14 protein-coding genes are annotated in these 17,470 nt (G+C 61.4%); 11 read left to right on the top strand and 3 right to left on the bottom strand.

The features are described 5' to 3' along the window. Window positions 1-141 precede the first annotated feature (141 nt). On the top strand, window positions 142-1,116 hold the full coding sequence (locus M0814_RS12750; protein ID WP_103486443.1) for a serine/threonine protein kinase: 975 nt from the start codon (window positions 142-144) through the stop codon (window positions 1,114-1,116). Between the two features lie 193 nt (window positions 1,117-1,309). After that, window positions 1,310-2,197, top strand: coding sequence for an EamA family transporter RarD (gene rarD, locus M0814_RS12745; RefSeq protein WP_103486442.1), 888 nt, complete (start codon window positions 1,310-1,312; stop codon window positions 2,195-2,197). Window positions 2,198-2,419: 222 nt separating this feature from the next. Here rarD and M0814_RS12740 read toward each other — a convergent pair whose 3' ends face one another. After that, window positions 2,420-2,938 carry a glycine cleavage system protein R gene (locus M0814_RS12740; protein ID WP_003228919.1) on the bottom strand — a complete coding sequence of 173 codons (519 nt, stop codon included), beginning with the start codon at window positions 2,936-2,938 and terminating at the stop codon, window positions 2,420-2,422. Window positions 2,939-3,544: 606 nt separating this feature from the next. Here M0814_RS12740 and M0814_RS12735 point away from each other — a divergent pair. Further along, window positions 3,545-5,722, top strand: a complete 2,178-nt coding sequence (locus tag M0814_RS12735) for a malate synthase G (RefSeq protein WP_003228921.1) — start codon at window positions 3,545-3,547, stop codon at window positions 5,720-5,722. A 242-nt stretch (window positions 5,723-5,964) separates the two neighbouring features. On the opposite strand, the gene M0814_RS12730 is transcribed toward M0814_RS12735, so the two are convergent. Then, entirely contained in the window at window positions 5,965-6,411 is a 447-nt protein-coding gene (locus tag M0814_RS12730; RefSeq protein WP_003228923.1) for a response regulator, read from the bottom strand. A 259-nt stretch (window positions 6,412-6,670) separates the two neighbouring features. Between M0814_RS12730 and M0814_RS12725 the strand changes: the two genes are divergently transcribed. The 8 genes from M0814_RS12725 to M0814_RS12690 all read left to right on the top strand — a co-directional run bounded on the left by M0814_RS12725 (window position 6,671) and on the right by M0814_RS12690 (window position 15,871). After that, window positions 6,671-8,605 (top strand): DUF294 nucleotidyltransferase-like domain-containing protein, encoded by a 1,935-nt coding sequence (locus tag M0814_RS12725; protein ID WP_347359905.1) that lies wholly within the window; start codon window positions 6,671-6,673, stop codon window positions 8,603-8,605. After that, complete coding sequence (locus M0814_RS12720) at window positions 8,602-9,309, top strand: 3'-5' exonuclease (protein WP_103486440.1); 708 nt, start codon at window positions 8,602-8,604, stop codon at window positions 9,307-9,309. Before M0814_RS12725 ends, M0814_RS12720 begins: the two co-directional genes overlap by 4 nt. Before the next feature lie 206 nt (window positions 9,310-9,515). After that, entirely contained in the window at window positions 9,516-10,034 is a 519-nt protein-coding gene (locus M0814_RS12715) for an RNA polymerase sigma factor (protein WP_045122847.1), read from the top strand. Then, complete coding sequence (locus tag M0814_RS12710) at window positions 10,031-11,002, top strand: FecR family protein (RefSeq protein WP_103486439.1); 972 nt, start codon at window positions 10,031-10,033, stop codon at window positions 11,000-11,002. Before M0814_RS12715 ends, M0814_RS12710 begins: the two co-directional genes overlap by 4 nt. Window positions 11,003-11,245: 243 nt before the next feature. Beyond that, window positions 11,246-13,672: a TonB-dependent siderophore receptor gene (locus M0814_RS12705; RefSeq protein WP_103486438.1), complete on the top strand. Its 2,427-nt coding sequence runs from the start codon at window positions 11,246-11,248 to the stop codon at window positions 13,670-13,672. A gap of 75 nt (window positions 13,673-13,747) precedes the next feature. Beyond that, on the top strand, window positions 13,748-14,872 hold the full coding sequence (locus tag M0814_RS12700; protein ID WP_103486437.1) for a PepSY domain-containing protein: 1,125 nt from the start codon (window positions 13,748-13,750) through the stop codon (window positions 14,870-14,872). Further along, window positions 14,869-15,048, top strand: a complete 180-nt coding sequence (locus M0814_RS12695) for a hypothetical protein (RefSeq protein WP_003228937.1) — start codon at window positions 14,869-14,871, stop codon at window positions 15,046-15,048. Before M0814_RS12700 ends, M0814_RS12695 begins: the two co-directional genes overlap by 4 nt. 193 nt (window positions 15,049-15,241) lie before the next feature. Beyond that, the gene (locus tag M0814_RS12690; protein WP_103486436.1) at window positions 15,242-15,871 is read left to right on the top strand and encodes a glutathione S-transferase; all 630 of its coding nucleotides are present in this window, start codon (window positions 15,242-15,244) and stop codon (window positions 15,869-15,871) included. Window positions 15,872-16,043: 172 nt separating this feature from the next. Here the strand turns inward: M0814_RS12690 and creD are convergent, their stop codons facing one another. Continuing rightward, entirely contained in the window at window positions 16,044-17,414 is a 1,371-nt protein-coding gene (gene creD / locus M0814_RS12685) for a cell envelope integrity protein CreD (RefSeq protein WP_103486435.1), read from the bottom strand. Window positions 17,415-17,470: the final 56 nt, after the last annotated feature.

Here is a 17,470-nt window from a genome sequence, read left to right as displayed (position 1 = left end):
CGGAGATCCACTGTGGGAGGGGGCTTGCTCCCGAAGAGGCCCTTCCAGGCAGCCCACTATTCAAGGCAAAACCCTCAACCTCCACAGTCTGCGCTACCATGCTGGGCCGGACGCGGCAGCCTGCTGCGCGCAGGAGTCAGCATGGCCCACCCGTTTGAAACCCTCACCCCCGACCTTGTACTCGATGCCGTCGAAAGCATCGGGTTTCTCAGTGATGCGCGCATTCTCGCGCTCAACAGCTATGAGAACCGCGTCTATCAGGTCGGTATCGAAGACTCCGAACCGCTGATCGCCAAGTTCTATCGTCCGCAGCGCTGGACCAACGAAGCCATCCTCGAAGAACACCAGTTCACCTTCGAACTGGCCGACGTCGAAATCCCGGTGGTGGCGCCGCTGATCCACAACGGCCAGACCCTGCACGAACACGCGGGTTTCCGCTTCACCCTGTTTCCGCGTCGTGGCGGTCGCGCGCCGGAGCCGGGCAACCTCGATCAGCTGTACCGCCTCGGCCAGTTGCTCGGGCGCATTCATGCGGTCGGTGCGACCAAGCCGTTCGAACACCGTGAAGCACTCGGCGTCCAGAACTTCGGCCATGCCTCGCTGGCGACGTTGCTTGAAGGCAACTTCATCCCCAAGAGCTTGCTGCCAACCTACGAGTCCGTGGCCCGCGACTTGCTCAAGCGTGTCGAAGACGTCTACGCCAACACACCGCACCAGAACATTCGCATGCACGGCGACTGCCACCCCGGCAACATGATGTGCCGCGATGAAATGTTCCACATCGTCGACCTCGACGACTGCCGCATGGGCCCGGCCGTGCAGGACATCTGGATGATGCTCGCCGGCGACCGTCAGGAATGCCTCGGGCAACTGTCGGAACTGATGGACGGCTACAACGAATTCCACGACTTCGATCCGCGCGAACTGGCGCTGATCGAACCGCTGCGCGCCCTGCGCCTGATGCACTACAGCGCCTGGCTGGCGCGGCGCTGGGACGACCCGGCGTTCCCGCACAGCTTTCCGTGGTTCGGCACCGAACGCTATTGGGGCGATCAGGTGTTGGCGTTGCGCGAACAGCTTTCGGCGCTGAATGAAGAACCCCTGAAACTGTTCTGATTCACCACAAACCATTGTGGGAGGGGGCTTGCTCCCGAAGGCGGTGTATCAGGCAATTATTCTGCTGCTGATACACCGCATTCGCGAGCAAGCCCGCTCCCACATTTGGCCAGTGTTCACAAATTCAAAACTCATTCGCCACCAAATCTCCTTACAATCCCTGCTTTGTCAGCTGCCTAAGCAAGGATTCTGCATGCAAGCCGTCAACCCGCGTCGCGGGTACATTCTGGGCCTGAGTGCCTACATCATCTGGGGCCTGTTCCCGATCTACTTCAAAGCCATCGCCGAAGTCCCCGCTGTCGAGATCATCATTCACCGCGTGCTGTGGTCAGCGCTGTTCGGCGCTTTGCTGCTGATGGTGTGGAAGCATCCGGGCTGGTTGCGTGAGCTGCTCGACAACCCCAAGCGCCTGGCGATTCTGGCCCTGAGTGGCACCTTGATTGCGGCCAACTGGCTGACCTATGTGTGGTCGGTAAACAACGGACGCATGCTCGAGGCGAGCCTCGGTTACTACATCAACCCGCTGGTCAACGTGCTGCTGGGGATGCTGCTGCTCGGCGAACGTCTGCGGCGCATGCAGTGGGTCGCGGTGGGCCTGGCGGCCATCGGCGTGGCGCAGCAGGTGTGGCAGGTCGGAAGCCTGCCGTGGGTGTCGCTGGTGCTGGCGCTGACCTTCGGTTTCTACGGTTTGATCCGCAAACAGGCGCCAGTCAAGGCCTTGCCGGGGCTGGTGGTGGAAACGTGGATGCTGGTGCCGATCGCCTTCGCCTGGTTGCTGTTCAACCAGACCGCGACCAGCGCACAACCGGCGTTCTGGACCACCTCGCAAGCCTGGTGGCTGGTGGCGGCCGGCCCGGTCACGCTGGTGCCGCTGGTGTGCTTCAACGCCGCTACCCGGCACTTGCCCTACACCACCATCGGCTTCCTGCAATACCTGGCGCCAACGCTGGTGCTGCTGCAGGCGGTGCTGCTGTTTGGTGAGCATTTGTCGTCGAGCACGCTGATCGCGTTCATCTTCATCTGGGCCGGTCTGGCCGTTTACAGCGTCGATGCGGTGATCAGTTTACGTCGGCGCAGCTGATCAAAAAACGCACAAAGCTTCGCAGGCCACGGTTCTCGTGGCCTGCAACGTTCCTTCCCAAGGTTATCCACAGCGTGATCCCCGCCGTTTGTGCGCAAGTCACTGAATGCTGGCGGTTTTTTGATCAGTTCCCGGCAAGCCACGGCTGACGCGGGGTTGCGCCCGGTCTCTACAGGTTATCCACAGGCAGGTGCACGTTAAAACTGGATAACCCGGCGGCGCTTAAAGGTCTGTGCGTAACACCAGTTCGACCATCAGATCATCGGCCAGGGTTTCCAGCCGCGATTGCAGCACGTCCAGCGACAGGGTCAGCGGCACCGCCAGAATCGCTTCGGCGTGAAACAACGGCTCGCTGCTCATCGGTGCCGGGCGCACTTCGGTCACCAGCCGTTCGAGGTTCACCCCCTGCTCGCTGAGCAACCGGGTGATGTCGCGCACGATGCCCGGGCGGTCATTGCCCACCAGCTCCATGGCGATCGGTTTCCAGGTGCAGGACTGCTCGATGCCACTCTCGGCGATCAGCACGCGAATGCCCTGTGCCGCCAGTGCTTGTAAGGCATCGACTAATTCGTCGTAAGCCTCCGCCGGCACGCCCACCCGCAGAATCCCGGCGAACTGCCCGGCCATCCGTGACATGCGGCTTTCCAGCCAGTTGCCGCCGTGCTCGGCGATGCATTGGGCGATGCGCTCGACCTGCCCGGGCTTGTCCGGGGCAAACACAGTGAGTACGAGATGGTCCATGGCGCCGCCCTCTTGTCATGACTTTTGTTATAGAAAGGCAAGTATAGGCAAGCACCGACATTCAGCCGCCATGCTCAAGTGAACAACACCTGTGGCGAGGGAGCTTGCTCCCGCTGGCGGCCGCAGGACGCCCTCTCCAGTCAGTCATAGCTTTTGCGGGTGCTTTGCACCCGAGCGGGAGCAAGCTCCCTCGCCACAAATGCAGGCTCAGCGACGCTGAATGGAAGCCACACAGGATTTATGTGTACAACTTTTTATATTTAGCTGGAACAATCCGATGGTTTTTTGAGAACATCCCGTTCCGCGACGTGACCGCAATGCGTCATGAGGTCGCAGAACGACGTAATTAGTCTGATTTTCACAAGCGCAACGCATCATGTAGTATGCCTCGGCGCGCACTACATAACGCTGGATCGATGTCTGCCCAAGGCACGTTCGCAACCCTGAAAGCCCCGTCAGCAAGGCCCCCAAGCCGTTGATTGGTCCCAGCCCAGCCGCCAGCAATGGCATGTACTGGTCGGAAGGTTTGTGGTTTAAATGGCCAGAGGCTTCATTGTCAAATTGAAGAGCTGAAAAGCGAAATAGCTGAGCAGAGTGAGGCAAGCAATGACTGAACACGTTCAAGTCGGTGGCCTGCAGGTCGCCAAAGTCCTGTTCGACTTCGTGAACAACGAAGCCATTCCCGGTACCGGCCTCACCGCCGAAAAATTCTGGGAAGGTGCCGACAAGGTCATTCATGACCTGGCGCCGAAGAACAAAGCCCTACTCGCCAAACGCGATGACTTCCAGGCTCGCCTTGATGCCTGGCACCAGGAACATGCCGGCCAGGCGCACGACGCCGTGGCTTACAAAGCCTTCCTGCAAGAAATCGGTTATCTGCTGCCAGAAGCGGCTGATTTCCAGGCAACGACGCAAAATGTCGATGATGAAATCGCCCGTACCGCCGGCCCGCAACTCGTGGTGCCGGTGATGAACGCCCGCTTTGCCCTCAACGCCTCGAACGCCCGCTGGGGTTCGCTGTACGACGCCCTCTACGGCACCGACGCGATCAGCGAAGACGGTGGCGCGGAAAAAGGCAAAGGCTACAACAAGGTGCGTGGCGATAAAGTCATCGCCTTCGCCCGTGCGTTCCTCGACGAAGCGGCGCCCCTGGCCGCTGGCTCCCATGTCGATTCGACGGCTTACAAGATCGTTGACGGCAAACTGCTGGTCACCCTCAAGGGCGGCAGCAACACCGGCCTGCGCAACGATGCACAGCTGATCGGCTTCCAGGGCGATGCCAATGCCCCGATCGCGATCCTGCTGAAGAACCACGGCCTGCATTTCGAAATCCAGATCGACGCCAGCACCCCGGTCGGCCAGACCGATGCCGCCGGCGTCAAAGACATCCTGATGGAAGCGGCACTGACCACCATCATGGACTGCGAAGACTCCGTGGCCGCCGTCGATGCCGACGACAAAGTGGTGATCTACCGCAACTGGCTCGGCCTGATGAAGGGCGACCTGTCCGAAGAAGTCGCCAAGGGCGGCCAGACCTTCACCCGCACCATGAACCCGGATCGCACCTACACCAAGGTCGATGGCAGTGAACTGACCCTGCACGGTCGCTCGCTGCTGTTCGTGCGTAACGTCGGTCACCTGATGACCATCGACGCGATCCTGGACAAGGACGGCAACGAAGTGCCGGAAGGCATCCTCGACGGTCTGGTGACGTGCCTGGCGGCGATGCACAACCTCAACGGCAACACCTCGCGCAAGAACACCCGCACCGGCTCGGTCTACATCGTCAAACCGAAGATGCACGGCCCGGAAGAAGCGGCGTTCACCAACGAGTTGTTCGGTCGCATCGAAGATGTGCTGGGCCTCAAGCGCAACACCCTGAAAGTCGGGATCATGGACGAGGAGCGCCGCACCACGGTCAACCTCAAGGCCTGCATCAAGGCTGCCAGCGAGCGCGTGGTGTTCATCAACACCGGCTTCCTCGACCGTACCGGCGACGAAATCCACACCTCCATGGAAGCCGGCCCGATGGTGCGCAAGGCTGACATGAAGGCCGAGAAGTGGATCGGCGCCTACGAGAACTGGAACGTCGATATCGGTCTGAGCACCGGCCTGCAAGGTCGTGCACAAATCGGTAAAGGCATGTGGGCGATGCCCGACCTGATGGCGGCGATGCTCGAACAGAAAATCGCTCACCCGCTGGCCGGTGCCAACACCGCCTGGGTGCCATCGCCGACCGCGGCTGCGCTGCACGCGCTGCATTACCACAAGGTCGACGTGTTCGCCCGTCAGGCCGAACTGGCCAAGCGTGCCCGTGCTTCGGTGGACGACATCCTGACCATCCCGCTGGCGGTCAACCCAAGCTGGACGCCTGAGCAGATCAAGAACGAACTGGACAACAACGCCCAGGGCATTCTCGGTTACGTGGTGCGCTGGATCGACCAGGGCGTGGGTTGCTCGAAGGTGCCGGACATCAATGACGTCGGTCTGATGGAAGACCGTGCAACGCTGCGGATCTCCAGCCAGCACATCGCCAACTGGCTGCGCCACGGTATCGTCACCGAAGCGCAAGTGATGGAAAGCCTCAAGCGCATGGCGCCGGTGGTCGACCGTCAGAACGCGAACGACCCGCTGTACCGTCCGCTGGCACCGAACTTCGACAGCAACATCGCCTTCCAGGCGGCGGTCGAACTGGTGATCGAAGGCACCAAACAGCCGAACGGCTACACCGAGCCTGTGCTGCACCGTCGTCGTCGCGAGTTCAAGAAGGCCAACGGCCTGTAACTAGCGCTGAATGGCGGACATGAAAAAGCCCTGATCTTGCGATCAGGGCTTTTTTGTTTGGACTGAAATCCCAAACAGGCAGTAATCCCTGTGGCGAGGGAGCTTGCTCCCGCTCGGCGGCGCAGCCGTCGTAAATTCAGCGAATGCGATGTGTCAGGATTAATGTGGATGCAGGGTTTGGGGCCGCTTCGCAGCCCAGCGGGAGCAAGCTCCCTCGCCACAAGGGTAGCGGCTAAACACGATTACGGATCAATGCCCAATTCGTGTTTGACCAGACCCAGCAACTTCGCCGTATCAATCGGCTTGAGCAGAAAATCCACCACGCTCAGGTGCATCGCGGCAATCGCGTCCTTCACATCGGCATCGCCGGAAACAATGATGATCGGCAACGCCGCCCGCTCCGACTCACGCACCTGCCGAATCAGATCCAGCCCACCGACATGGCCCATGCGCAGATCAGTGATCACCAAGCCAATCGAGGGTTTTTCCGCGAGCATCTTCAGCGCGGTTTCACCGCTGGCGGCGGTCATGCAATGAATGCCATCCAACGCGAGTATCTCCGACAAAAGCTCCCGGGCGTCCTTGTCGTCATCGACGATCAGTACACGCTGCGGCGGCAGATCGGGTTCGAGCATTACAGCACTGAGCGCTTCACGCTCGGCGTCGCTCAAAATATCGTGGTCGGACATGGGATTCTCTACGTTTTCAATTCAGTCACCTGGCACAGTCGTCAGACATCGCTAAGCAGAGCTTCAATGTGCACTTCGTCGGATTTTTTTCCAAGAGGCTGGCGGGAGAATTTCCGACTGTTTTTGTAGGGCACTTCCCAAATGTGCCGAACGGCAGCGCAAACCTAGACTTACGTCCAATGGGCACCCCGCGCGCAGGGGCCGACCATGGCTGCAACGATCCGACAACAACAATTCAAAAAAGACTGCGGTAATGGTTATGAGTAAAGCGGACGCCTTCACCCAGGCAGGGAAAACCGCGGTGTTGCAGAACATTCAGGGCACCCTGCAATTCCTTCAGCGCTTCCCGCCCTTCAATCAGATGGAACACGCACACCTGGCTTATCTGGTGGAGCAATGTCAGCTGCGTTTCTATGGCCAGGGCGAGAGCATCATCAAACCCGCCGACGGGCCGGTCGAATATTTCTACATCGTCAAACAGGGTCGCGTGGTCGGCGAACGCCAGCACATCACCCGGCCCGGCACCGAAACCACCTTCGAGATCACCACCGGGGAATGCTTCCCGCTGGCCGCGTTGATTGGCGAGCGTGCGACCCGCACCGAGCATCTGGCCAGCGAAGACACCTTCTGCCTGCAACTGAACAAACCGGCGTTCATCAAACTGTTCGCCCTGTCCAACAGCTTCCGCGATTTCGCCCTGCGCGGGGTCAGCAGCCTGCTCGATCAGGTCAACCAGCAAGTCCAGCAGAAAGCCGTGGAAACCCTCGGCACCCAGTACTCGCTGAACACCCGCCTCGGCGAATTGGCGATGCGCCATCCGGTGACGTGCAGCCTGGACACGCCGCTGCGTGAAGCGGTGAAGCTGATGCACGAGCAACAGGTCGGCAGCATCGTCGCGGTGGATGAACACAAGGCGCCGCTGGGGATTTTCACCCTGCGCGACCTGCGCGAAGTGGTCGCCAATGGCAGAGGTGATTTCAGCGAAACCATCGAGCGACACATGACCTGTTCGCCGTTTTTTCTGTCGCCGGATCACAGCGCATTCGACGCGGCGATTGCCATGACCGAACGGCACATTGCCCACGTTTGTCTGGTCAAGGATCAGCGTCTGTGTGGCGTGGTTTCCGAGCGCGACCTGTTCTCGCTGCAACGGGTCGATCTGGTGCACCTGGCCAGGACCATCCGCAGTGCCCAGCGCATCGAGCAACTGGTGAGCCTGCGCGGCGAGATCGGCCAACTGGTCGAACGCATGCTCGCCCACGGTGCGTCTTCGAAGCAGATCACCCACATCATCACCCTGCTCAACGACCACACCGTGTGCCGGGTGATCGAACTGACCCTCGCCGAAAAAGGCGACCCCGGCGTGCCGTTCAGTTGGCTGTGCTTCGGCAGCGAAGGCCGGCGCGAACAGACGCTGCACACCGATCAGGACAACGGCATTCTGTTCGAAGCGCGGGACGCGGCGCATGCGGCGGAGATTCGCGGCAAGCTGCTGCCAATCGCCCAGCAGATCAACCAGAGCCTGGCGCAGTGCGGCTTCAGTCTGTGCAAGGGCAACATCATGGCCGGCAACCCCGAACTGTGTCTGTCGCGGGCGGAATGGGCACGGCGCTTTGCGGCGTTTATCCGCGAGGCAACGCCGGAGAACCTGCTCGGTTCGAGCATTTACTTCGACCTGCGGGTGGTCTGGGGCGACGAAAAAGGCTGCGCGCAACTGCGCCGGGGGATTCTCGATCAAGTCGGCGACAACCGTTTGTTCCAGCGCATGCTGGCCGAGAACGCCCTGCGCAATCGTCCGCCCGTGGGGCGTTTCCGCGAGTTTGTGCTGGCGCGCAAAAACGGCGAGAAAGCCACCCTTGATCTCAAGGTTCAGGGCCTGACGCCCTTCGTCGACGGCGCGCGCCTGTTGGCACTGGCCAATGGCATAGAAACCAACAACACCCTCGAACGCTTGCGCCAACTGGTTGAAAAAGAGGTGATCGAACGTCTCGACGGCGCCGCGTATGAAGAGGCCTACCATTTCATCCAGCAGACACGCATGCAGCAACACCAGATCCAGACACGGGAAAATCTGCCATGGTCGAACCGGGTCGATCCCGACAGCCTCAATCATCTGGACCGACGCATCCTGCGTGAATCCCTGCGCCAGGCGCAGCGCCTGCAAAGCAGCCTGGCCCTGCGGTATCAGCTATGAGCCTGTTCTCGTGGCTGCGGCCGGCCAGCCCTCTGCTGTCGGCAGACCTGCAACAACGTCTGGCAAAACTGCCGGCGATCAGCGAACTGAAAGAATGCAGCCTGCGTGAACAGCGCTGGGTGGTGCTCGATCTGGAAACCACCGGGCTGAACCTGAACAAGGATCGCGTGCTGTCGATCGGCGCTGTGGTCATCGAAGACGGCGCGATCGACTTCAGTCAGCAGTTCGAGCGCACTCTGCAATGTCGGGAGCTGAAGCTCAGCCCGAGCGTGTTGATCCATGGCTTGGGGCCGAACGCGATTGCCGCCGGCAGCGACCCGGCCGAGGCGTTGCTGGAGCTTATGGAATTTATCGGTGACAGCCCGGTGCTGGCGTTTCATGCGCCCTTCGATCAGCACATGCTTGGGCGCGCGCTGCGGGAACACCTGGGTTACAAGCTGCAGAATGTGTTTCTGGATGTCGCGGACATGGCGCCGCTGCTGTGTCCGCAGGCGAATATCCGCGAGGCCGGGCTGGACGAATGGATCGACTGGTTCAGGCTTGAGGTGTTCGAGCGGCACAACGCGAGTGCCGATGCGCTGGCCACGGCAGAGCTGGCGTTGATTCTGTTCAGCCGCGCGCGACAGCAGCAGATTCATAGTCCGCTGAATCTGCAGCAACGCTTGAGTCAGTGGAAGCGCCGACAGCAGGCGCCTTCCTTGTAGATTTTCGGCGCCTGTTCCGGCCCCTTCGCGAGCAAGCCCGCTCCCACCCTGGAACGCATTCCCCTGTGGGAGCGGGCTTGCTCGCGAAGAACGATGACGCGGTCCTGCTGATACCACCCGACCAGTGGCCAATTGCTAACCATTCCCACCTCTGCGAGAATCGCGAACAATTCTCGTTGGTTAACATTTCCCAATCGGTGCGTCTGGTGTCGTCAGTCCCAAGCCCTCACAGTGAACTCGTCGGTGCGTTGTATCGTGACCATCGCGGTTGGCTGCTGAGCTGGTTGCGGCGCAATGTGGCTTGCCCGCAACGGGCCGAAGACCTGAGTCAGGACACCTTCGTCCGTCTGCTCGGTCGCGATGAGTTGCTGACGCCGCGCGAACCCCGGGCGTTTCTGGTGGCGATTGCCAAGGGCCTGCTGTTCGACTACTTTCGCCGCGCCGCACTGGAGCAGGCCTACCTCGCCGAACTGATGCTGATCCCCGAAGGCGAACAACCCTCGGTCGAAGAGCAGCAACTGATCCTCGAAGACCTCAAGGCTATCGACCGCCTGCTCGGCAAGCTGTCGACCAAGGCCCGCGCCGCCTTCCTTTATAACCGCCTCGACGGCCTCGGCCATGCTGAAATCGCCGAGAAACTTGGCGTCTCCGTGCCCCGTGTGCGGCAGTACCTCGCGCAGGGCATCCGCCAGTGCTACATCGCCCTGTACGGTGAGCCGACATGAGTCCGGCCAGCTCCAAACCGGTCTCCGCGCAGGTGCTGGACGCGGCGATTGCCTGGCAGTTGTCGCTGGATTCCGGCAGCCCGCTGGAGCGCGAGGAGTTCGCCAAATGGCATGCAGCGAATGAAGAACATGCCCGCGCCTGGCGTCAGTTGGGCATGCTCGATCAGCGCTTCAGCGTCGCCAATGGCCCGGCCCGCGCGGCCCTGCTGCAATCGCGCGAAGGCATTCGGCGGCGCGTGCGCAAGCTCGGCAGCGGATTGGCCAGCGTGGTGGCGCTCGTCGGTCTGGCGTTGTTTGCCGGTGATCGCTACTTGCCGCTGGATTACTGGCTCGCCGATCAACGCACCGCCACCGGCGAGCAGCGTACCGTGCGCCTGGCCGATGGCACCGTGCTCAACCTCAACACCCACAGCGCGGTGGATGTGCGTTTCGATGCCAGGCAGCGGCTGATCGTGTTGCAGGAAGGCGAGATCATGGTCGAGACCGGTCACGGCGATGCGCGGCCGTTCATCGTCGAAACCCGCGAAGGCAGCATGCGCGCATTGGGCACACGGTTTCTGGTCAAGCGCGAGGAACAAGGCACGCGCCTGAGCGTGTTGCAATCGGCGGTGGCGGCGCATCCACAAAGTCACCCCGAAGAGCAGATCCTGCGCGAAGGCCAGCAAGTGCTGATTCGCAACGACGGCCTCGACACAGTCGCTGCGCTCACGCCCGGCGCCGATGCCTGGACCCGCGGCATGCTGGTGGTGGACAACGCGCGGCTCGCAGACCTGGTGCATGAACTGGCTCGTTATCGCCGCGGATATCTGGGCGTGGCGCCGGAAGTCGCTGACCTGCGCATCACCGGCAGCTTCCCGCTGCACGACACCGACAAGGCCCTGAGCGCCCTGCTGCCGACCCTGCCGGTGCAGATCGAGCAGCACACGCCGTATTGGGTCACTGTGGCGAAGGCTGATACCAAGCCCTGAATTATCGAGTGCCTGACAAATTGCTTTCGCGAGCAGGCTCGCTCCCACATTGGAATGCGTTCACCTGTGGGAGCGAGCCTGCTCGCGAATGGGCCATCGGTAGCACCCTGGAAAAGGCTCTGCCCACTCCTTCAGCAGCCCCACTCCCAGTTAATCGAAATTATTTTCATCCAGCCCTATCACTTTTCAATTCTCGTCCGGCACACAGGCAATTGAGAAATATTTCCATTCAGGAGCCTTCGCATGTCCCGTTCGCTAGACACCTTGCTGCGCCCCAGTCTGCTGGCCGTCGCCATCGCCCTCAGCGCGCCGCTGATCAGCAGCCCGTTGCTCGCCGCCGAACAGGCCTCCAGCGTCCGCGCCTACAACCTGCCGGCGGCGCCGCTGTCGACCACCCTGAACCAGATCGCCAGCCAGGGCGGCCTCGCGCTGTCACTGAATCCGTCGCTGGCGGCGGGCAAGACCTCCGCGCCGGTCAGCGGCCAATACGATGCCGCCGGTGCGCTACGCGCTGCCCTGCGTGGCACCGGTCTGCAACTGGAACAAAGCAGCACCGGCACTTACACCCTGGTGGCGGTGCCGGAAGGGACACTGGCGCTGCCGGAAACCGCAGTCATCGGCGTGCAAAACCTGGAAACCGCCTGGGGCCCGGTCGAAGGCTACACCGCCACCCGGACCGCCGCCGGCACCAAGACCGACACCGCGCTGGTCGAAGCACCGCGCTCGATCTCGGTCGCCACCCGTCAGCAAATGGATGACCGCAGCGTACACAGCCTCGATGACGCCGTGCGCTACATGCCGGGCATCACTGCCAGCAGCTACGGCAGCGACACCCGCGCCGACTGGCTGCGCGTGCGCGGTTTCGAGCCGACCCAGTTCCTCGACGGCCTGCCCCTGCCAAAAGGCGTGTACGCCAACCCGAAACAGGAAACCTGGAACCTCGACCGTCTCGCCCTGCTGCGTGGCCCGGCCTCTTCCGTCTACGGCCAGACCCCGCCGGGCGGCCTGCTGGACATGGTCAGCCGACGCCCGAGCAGCGACGCCAGCAGCGAAATCCAGTTGCAGTACGGCAGCGACAACCACCGTCAGATCAACTTCGCCAGCACCGGCAAGATCGACGACGCCGGCCAGTTCCTCTACGGCATCAGCGGCGTGGTGCGTGACAGCGGCACCCAGATCGACCACATCGACAACAAGCGCTACAACATCGCGCCGAGCCTGACCTGGAACATCGACGACGACACCAAATTCACCCTGCTGAGCCAGTTCACTCGCGACGATACCGGCATCACCAGCCAGTTCCTGCCGGTGCAGGGCACCAAGATCGACATGCCGTTCGGTAGCGTCTCGCACCACAAAAATCTCGGCGATCCGGATTGGGAATACTACGACCGCACTTACTACGCGCTCGGTTATGCCTTCGAACACCGGCTGAACGATGTCTGGCAGTTCAAGCAGAACCTGCGTTACACCAAGTCGGACCTGTCGTTCCAGGCTCTGACCGTCGGTTCTTACCCGTACACCATGGTGGACGATCAAGGTAACGTCGGGCGCACCAGCACCAGCGTTGACGAAGACATCAGCCAGTTCGCGGTGGACAACAACTTCCAGGCCGACTTCGCCACCGGTGACATTCGCCACACCGTGCTGTTGGGGCTGGATCACCAGCGCAGCAACACCAACTACCTGTCGATCTACGGTGACGGCCTGAAAACCAACGTGCTGAACCCGATATACGGCCAGCCGATCGTTCGTCCGGATCGCTCGACGGCGTATTACGACTACGACCAGAAGACCTACCAGACCGGCCTCTACGTGCAGGACCAGATGGCCCTCGACCAATGGCGCCTGACGCTGGGCGGTCGTGAAGACTGGGTCCACACCGGCACCACGTTCTTCAACAAGGCCGACGCGACCAACACCCAGCGCGACAAGAACTTCAGCGGCAACGCAGCGCTCAGCTATGTGTTCGACTCGGGCTTCGTCCCGTACATTTCCTACGCCGAATCCTTCCAGCCAACCACCGGCGCCGACGCCTCCTCCAGCGGTTCGCTGAAACCGACCGAAGGCAAGCAATGGGAAATGGGCATCAAGTACCAGCCACCGGGCAGCAAGACCCTGCTGACCGCCGCCGTGTATGACCTGACGCAGAAAAACGTCGCGGTCACCACCACCGTCGGCAACACCCCGATCACCAGCCAGACCGGCGAAGTGAAAGTCAAAGGCCTGGAACTGGAGGCGACCTCGGACGTCACCGATAACCTGAAAGTGATTGCCGCCTACACCCTGGCCAAGTCCGAAGTGCAGAAAGGCGACTACAAAGGCAACCGCCTGCAACTGATGCCGAACCAGCAAGCCTCGCTGTGGACTGATTACACCTGGCACAGCGGCGTGCTCGACGGCTTCGGTATCGGCGGTGGCGTGCGTTACACCGGCAACACCTATGGCGATCAGGGCAACACCTGGCTGGGCAAGGCCAATGCCTACACCGTGTTCGATGCCTCCGTGCATTACGACCTCGGGCGTCTGGACAACAGCCTCAAAGGTGCGTCGCTGGCCGTCAACGCCACCAACCTGTTCGACAAGGACTACATCTCCACCTGCGACGGCTTCTACTGCTACTACGGCGACCAGCGCAGCGTCGTCGCCAGCGCCACCTACAAGTGGTAAGCGACTGAGTGCCAACCGGTCCTGTCATCAGGCCGTCCCTGCGGGGACGGCTTTGGTGTTTTTGAAGGTCACGAAATGAAAAGTAAAACCATCCGCCGCTGGTCGTTCATCCACACCTGGACCAGCCTGATCTGCACCGTGTTTCTGCTGCTGTTGGCATTGACCGGCCTGCCGCTGATTTTCCATCACGAGATCGAGCATTTGCTCGGCGATGCGCCGCAAATGCGCGAGATGCCCGCCGACACGCCGCGCCTGAATCTGGCGCAACTGGTCGACGCCGCAGAAAAACATCGCCCCGGCGAAGTGGTGCAGTACTTCGGTTTCGAAGACGACGAACCGAACGCCGTGCTGACGATCATGGCGAAGACCGCCGGCACCGAACCAAACTCGTCGCACACCTTCATGCTTGATGCGCGTACCGGTGAAGCGCTGGAAACCCCGTCGGCCAATGGCGGCCTGATGCTGTTCATCCTGCGCCTGCACGTCGACATGTTCGCCGGGTTGCCGGGCAAGTTGCTGCTGGCATTCATGGGCCTGCTGTTTGTGGTCGCGATCATTTCCGGGACGGTGCTGTATCTGCCATTCATGCGCCGTTTGCAGTTCGGCACCGTGCGTCAGGACAAGTCCACCCGCCTGCGCTGGCTCGATCTGCACAACCTGATCGGCATCGTCACCCTGACCTGGGCCTTGGTGGTCGGCGTCACCGGAGTGATCAGTGCCTGCGCCGATCTGATCATCGCCGCGTGGCGCAATGACACGCTGACCGCCATGGTCGCGCCCTACCGCGATGCCCCGCCGCTGACCCGACTGGCCCCGGCCACCCGCTTGCTGGACATCGCCCGCGACGTGGCACCGGGGATGAACCCGGATTTCATCGCCTTCCCCGGCACGCGGTTTTCCAGCGAGCATCATTATTCAGTCTTCATGAAGGGCGGCACGCACCTGACCTCGCACCTGCTGACGCCGGTACTGATCGATGCCAGCACCCTGCAAGTCACCGCCGTCGGTGAACGCCCGTGGTACATGGACGCCATGGGCATGTCACAGCCGCTGCACTTCGGCGACTACGGCGGCATGCCGATGAAAATCCTCTGGGCGACCCTCGACGTGCTGACCATCATCGTCCTCGGCAGCGGCGTGTACCTCTGGGTGGTGCGGCGTAAAGCGGCGAAACCGGTGACGGCGGAGGCTGCTGCATGAAGCCGCGTCAGTCGAGTTTCTGGAAAGTGTTCAGCACCCCGCTGGTGATTGCGCTGCTGAGTGCGGCGGGGCTGTTCGCGGCGTTGTTGGGGGATGGAATCTGGGATGCGTTGAGCTGGGTCGGGCTGGGTGTGCCGGCGTTTCTGGCCGTAAGAGGCTTGCTGCCGCGTGGGTGATTTTTGTGCTGCCTGACAGGGCCTCTTCGCGAGCAAGCCCGCTCCCACAGGGGATTTGTGAACGAAACAGATCCAGTGTGGGAGCGGGCTTGCTCGCGAAGGCGGCCTCATGAGCACCCGCAAATCCCTCGCCAGCCGCTCTGTATCTGACTAGGCTAACCTCCTGCTCTTCGATGACCACCGAGGTTTGCCAATGTCCGCCCCCAGCATGACCCTGTACCACAACACGCTTTCCCCGTTCGTGCGCAAAGTGATGGTGCTGCTGCACGAGACCGGCCAGCAGGATCGCGTCGCTCTGCAAGACTGCGTCCTCAGCCCGGTCAGCCCGGATCCGGCGCTCAACGCCGACAACCCGCTGGGCAAGATTCCGGCCCTGCGTCTGGCCGACGGCAGCGTGATTCATGACAGCCGCGTGATCCTCGAATACCTCGACCAGCAGCACGTCGGCAATCCGCTTATCCCCCGCGAAGGTGCGGCCCGCTGGCGGCGTCTGACCCTGGCGTCGATGGCCGACGGGATCATGGACGCCTCAGTGATGGTGCGTTACGAACTGGTGCTGCGCGCCCCGGAAAAGCACTGGGATGAATGGCTCGACGCCCAGCGCGACAAGATTCGTCGCGCCCTGGCCTATCTGGAAAGTGACGCCATTGCCGAGCTGACCAGCCATTTCGACGTGGCGGCGATCAGCGTCGCTTGTGCACTGGGTTACATCGATCTGCGTCATCCGGATCTGGACTGGCGCAGCGCCAATCCGCAACTGGCCAACTGGTATTTCGACGTGAGCCAGCGACCGTCCATGGTCGCCACCATGCCCAAGCCCTAAGGCTGCGGCGTCTGATCCGGCCCCTTCGCGAGCAGGCTCACTCCCACATTGGAATGCGTACTCCTGTGGGAGCGAGCCTGCTCGCGAATGCACCAGCTCGGTCTCACTGGCAGAAACCCGACAATCCGCGTCACCAATGCTTCCTTCCAGCGCTGCTCCTCTCGCAATCCACTCATTGCATCCCCCCCACATCAAACTCCAGCGGCTTGGCCGGTTTCTGCCCGATCCCGTACCAGTCGAGTTTGCGCGTCAGCACCATGAACACCCCGAGCAGGCCGAACAACAGCAGCGAGCCCATCAGCAGCGCATAATCTTCAGCGCTCAGCAAGCCATACAGCAGGCCATACAACGCCGCCAACCCTGCGGAAAAACTCAGGCCATGACGCACGCTGTGCAGCACGTGGCAAACATAAAACCCGATCAACAACACACAGCCACTGGCCGACAGCAGATACGCCAGGGCAAAGCCGATGTGCTCCGACAACGACAACAGCAACAGGTAAAAGAACGCCAGCGCCACCCCGACCAATGCGTATTGCACCGGGTGCACCGCCAGACTCTTGAGCACTTCGAACAGGAAGAAACCGGCGAACGTCAGGACGATGAACAACAGCGCATATTTGATCGCCCGATCACTCTTCAGATATTGGTCCACCGGATCGATGAAGCTCACACCAAAGCTGCGTCCGTTGAAAGCCTCGCAGTCATTGCCCATCACGCAACGGCTCATGGCTTCTTGCAGGTTGGTGGAGAAGAACGTGGTCTGCCAATCGGCGCTGAAACCCTGATCGCTGATCTCGCGTTTGCCCGGCAGGAAGTTGCCGACAAAGCTTGGATGCGGCCAGTTGGCGGCAAGGCTGACGTGGCTGCTTTTGCCCACCGGCAACACCTGCAGCGAACCGGTACCTTGCAGACGCAAGTCGAAACCGAAGGTCAGCTCGGTGGCGTTGCGAGTGTCCAGCACCGGCAGTGTGACCCGTACACCTTCGCCGAGCCAGCCGACCTGGGTGCCGGGTACGAAGTCCAGGCGTTGGCCGTCGAGTTCCAGTTTCAGCGCGTTTTCGATGCCGCGAATATCGCTGATGCCCACCGACAGAAACGGCGCATCGAACTGGTAGTCGGCAAAATCTTCCTGAATCCCCAACTGCGCCGGCAACGAGAAATGCCCATCGATGCGGTTGTCGGCGTGGAACAGTCGCGCTTCGTAGATACCGCGATTGCGCAGTTCGGTCTGCACCTGGCCGTCGAGCTCGAAGCGCTCCGGCAAAAAATACAGACGACCGCGTTCTTCACTTGGCTCGTCGTAGCGCTGGTTGGTTTTGTCGTTGAGCTTCCAGTTGTGAATCACTTTGCGATACGGCACCACCATCACCGGCCCGCTCAATTGCTGGCTGTTACTGGAGCTGCGGGCAATGTCTTCAAGCACGCCATCGCGCCGTTGCTGGCGGTCATCGATGATGCCGTCGATCATCAGCAGCGGTATCAGCAACAGCAGGATCAGCAGGGCAATCGCCCCGAGCTTGATGGTCAGATTCTTGTTCATGGGACTCTCCCTGTTTGGATGGGCAGAGTCTGGTGTTGATGTATGAGGGGAATGTG

Source organism: Pseudomonas sp. MWU12-2020, from assembly GCF_023100605.1.
GTDB classification, from domain to species: Bacteria; Pseudomonadota; Gammaproteobacteria; order Pseudomonadales; family Pseudomonadaceae; genus Aquipseudomonas; species Aquipseudomonas fluorescens_H.
The sequence above is the reverse complement of the archived record's forward strand: the minus strand, read 5'-3'. Positions and strand labels throughout refer to the sequence as shown.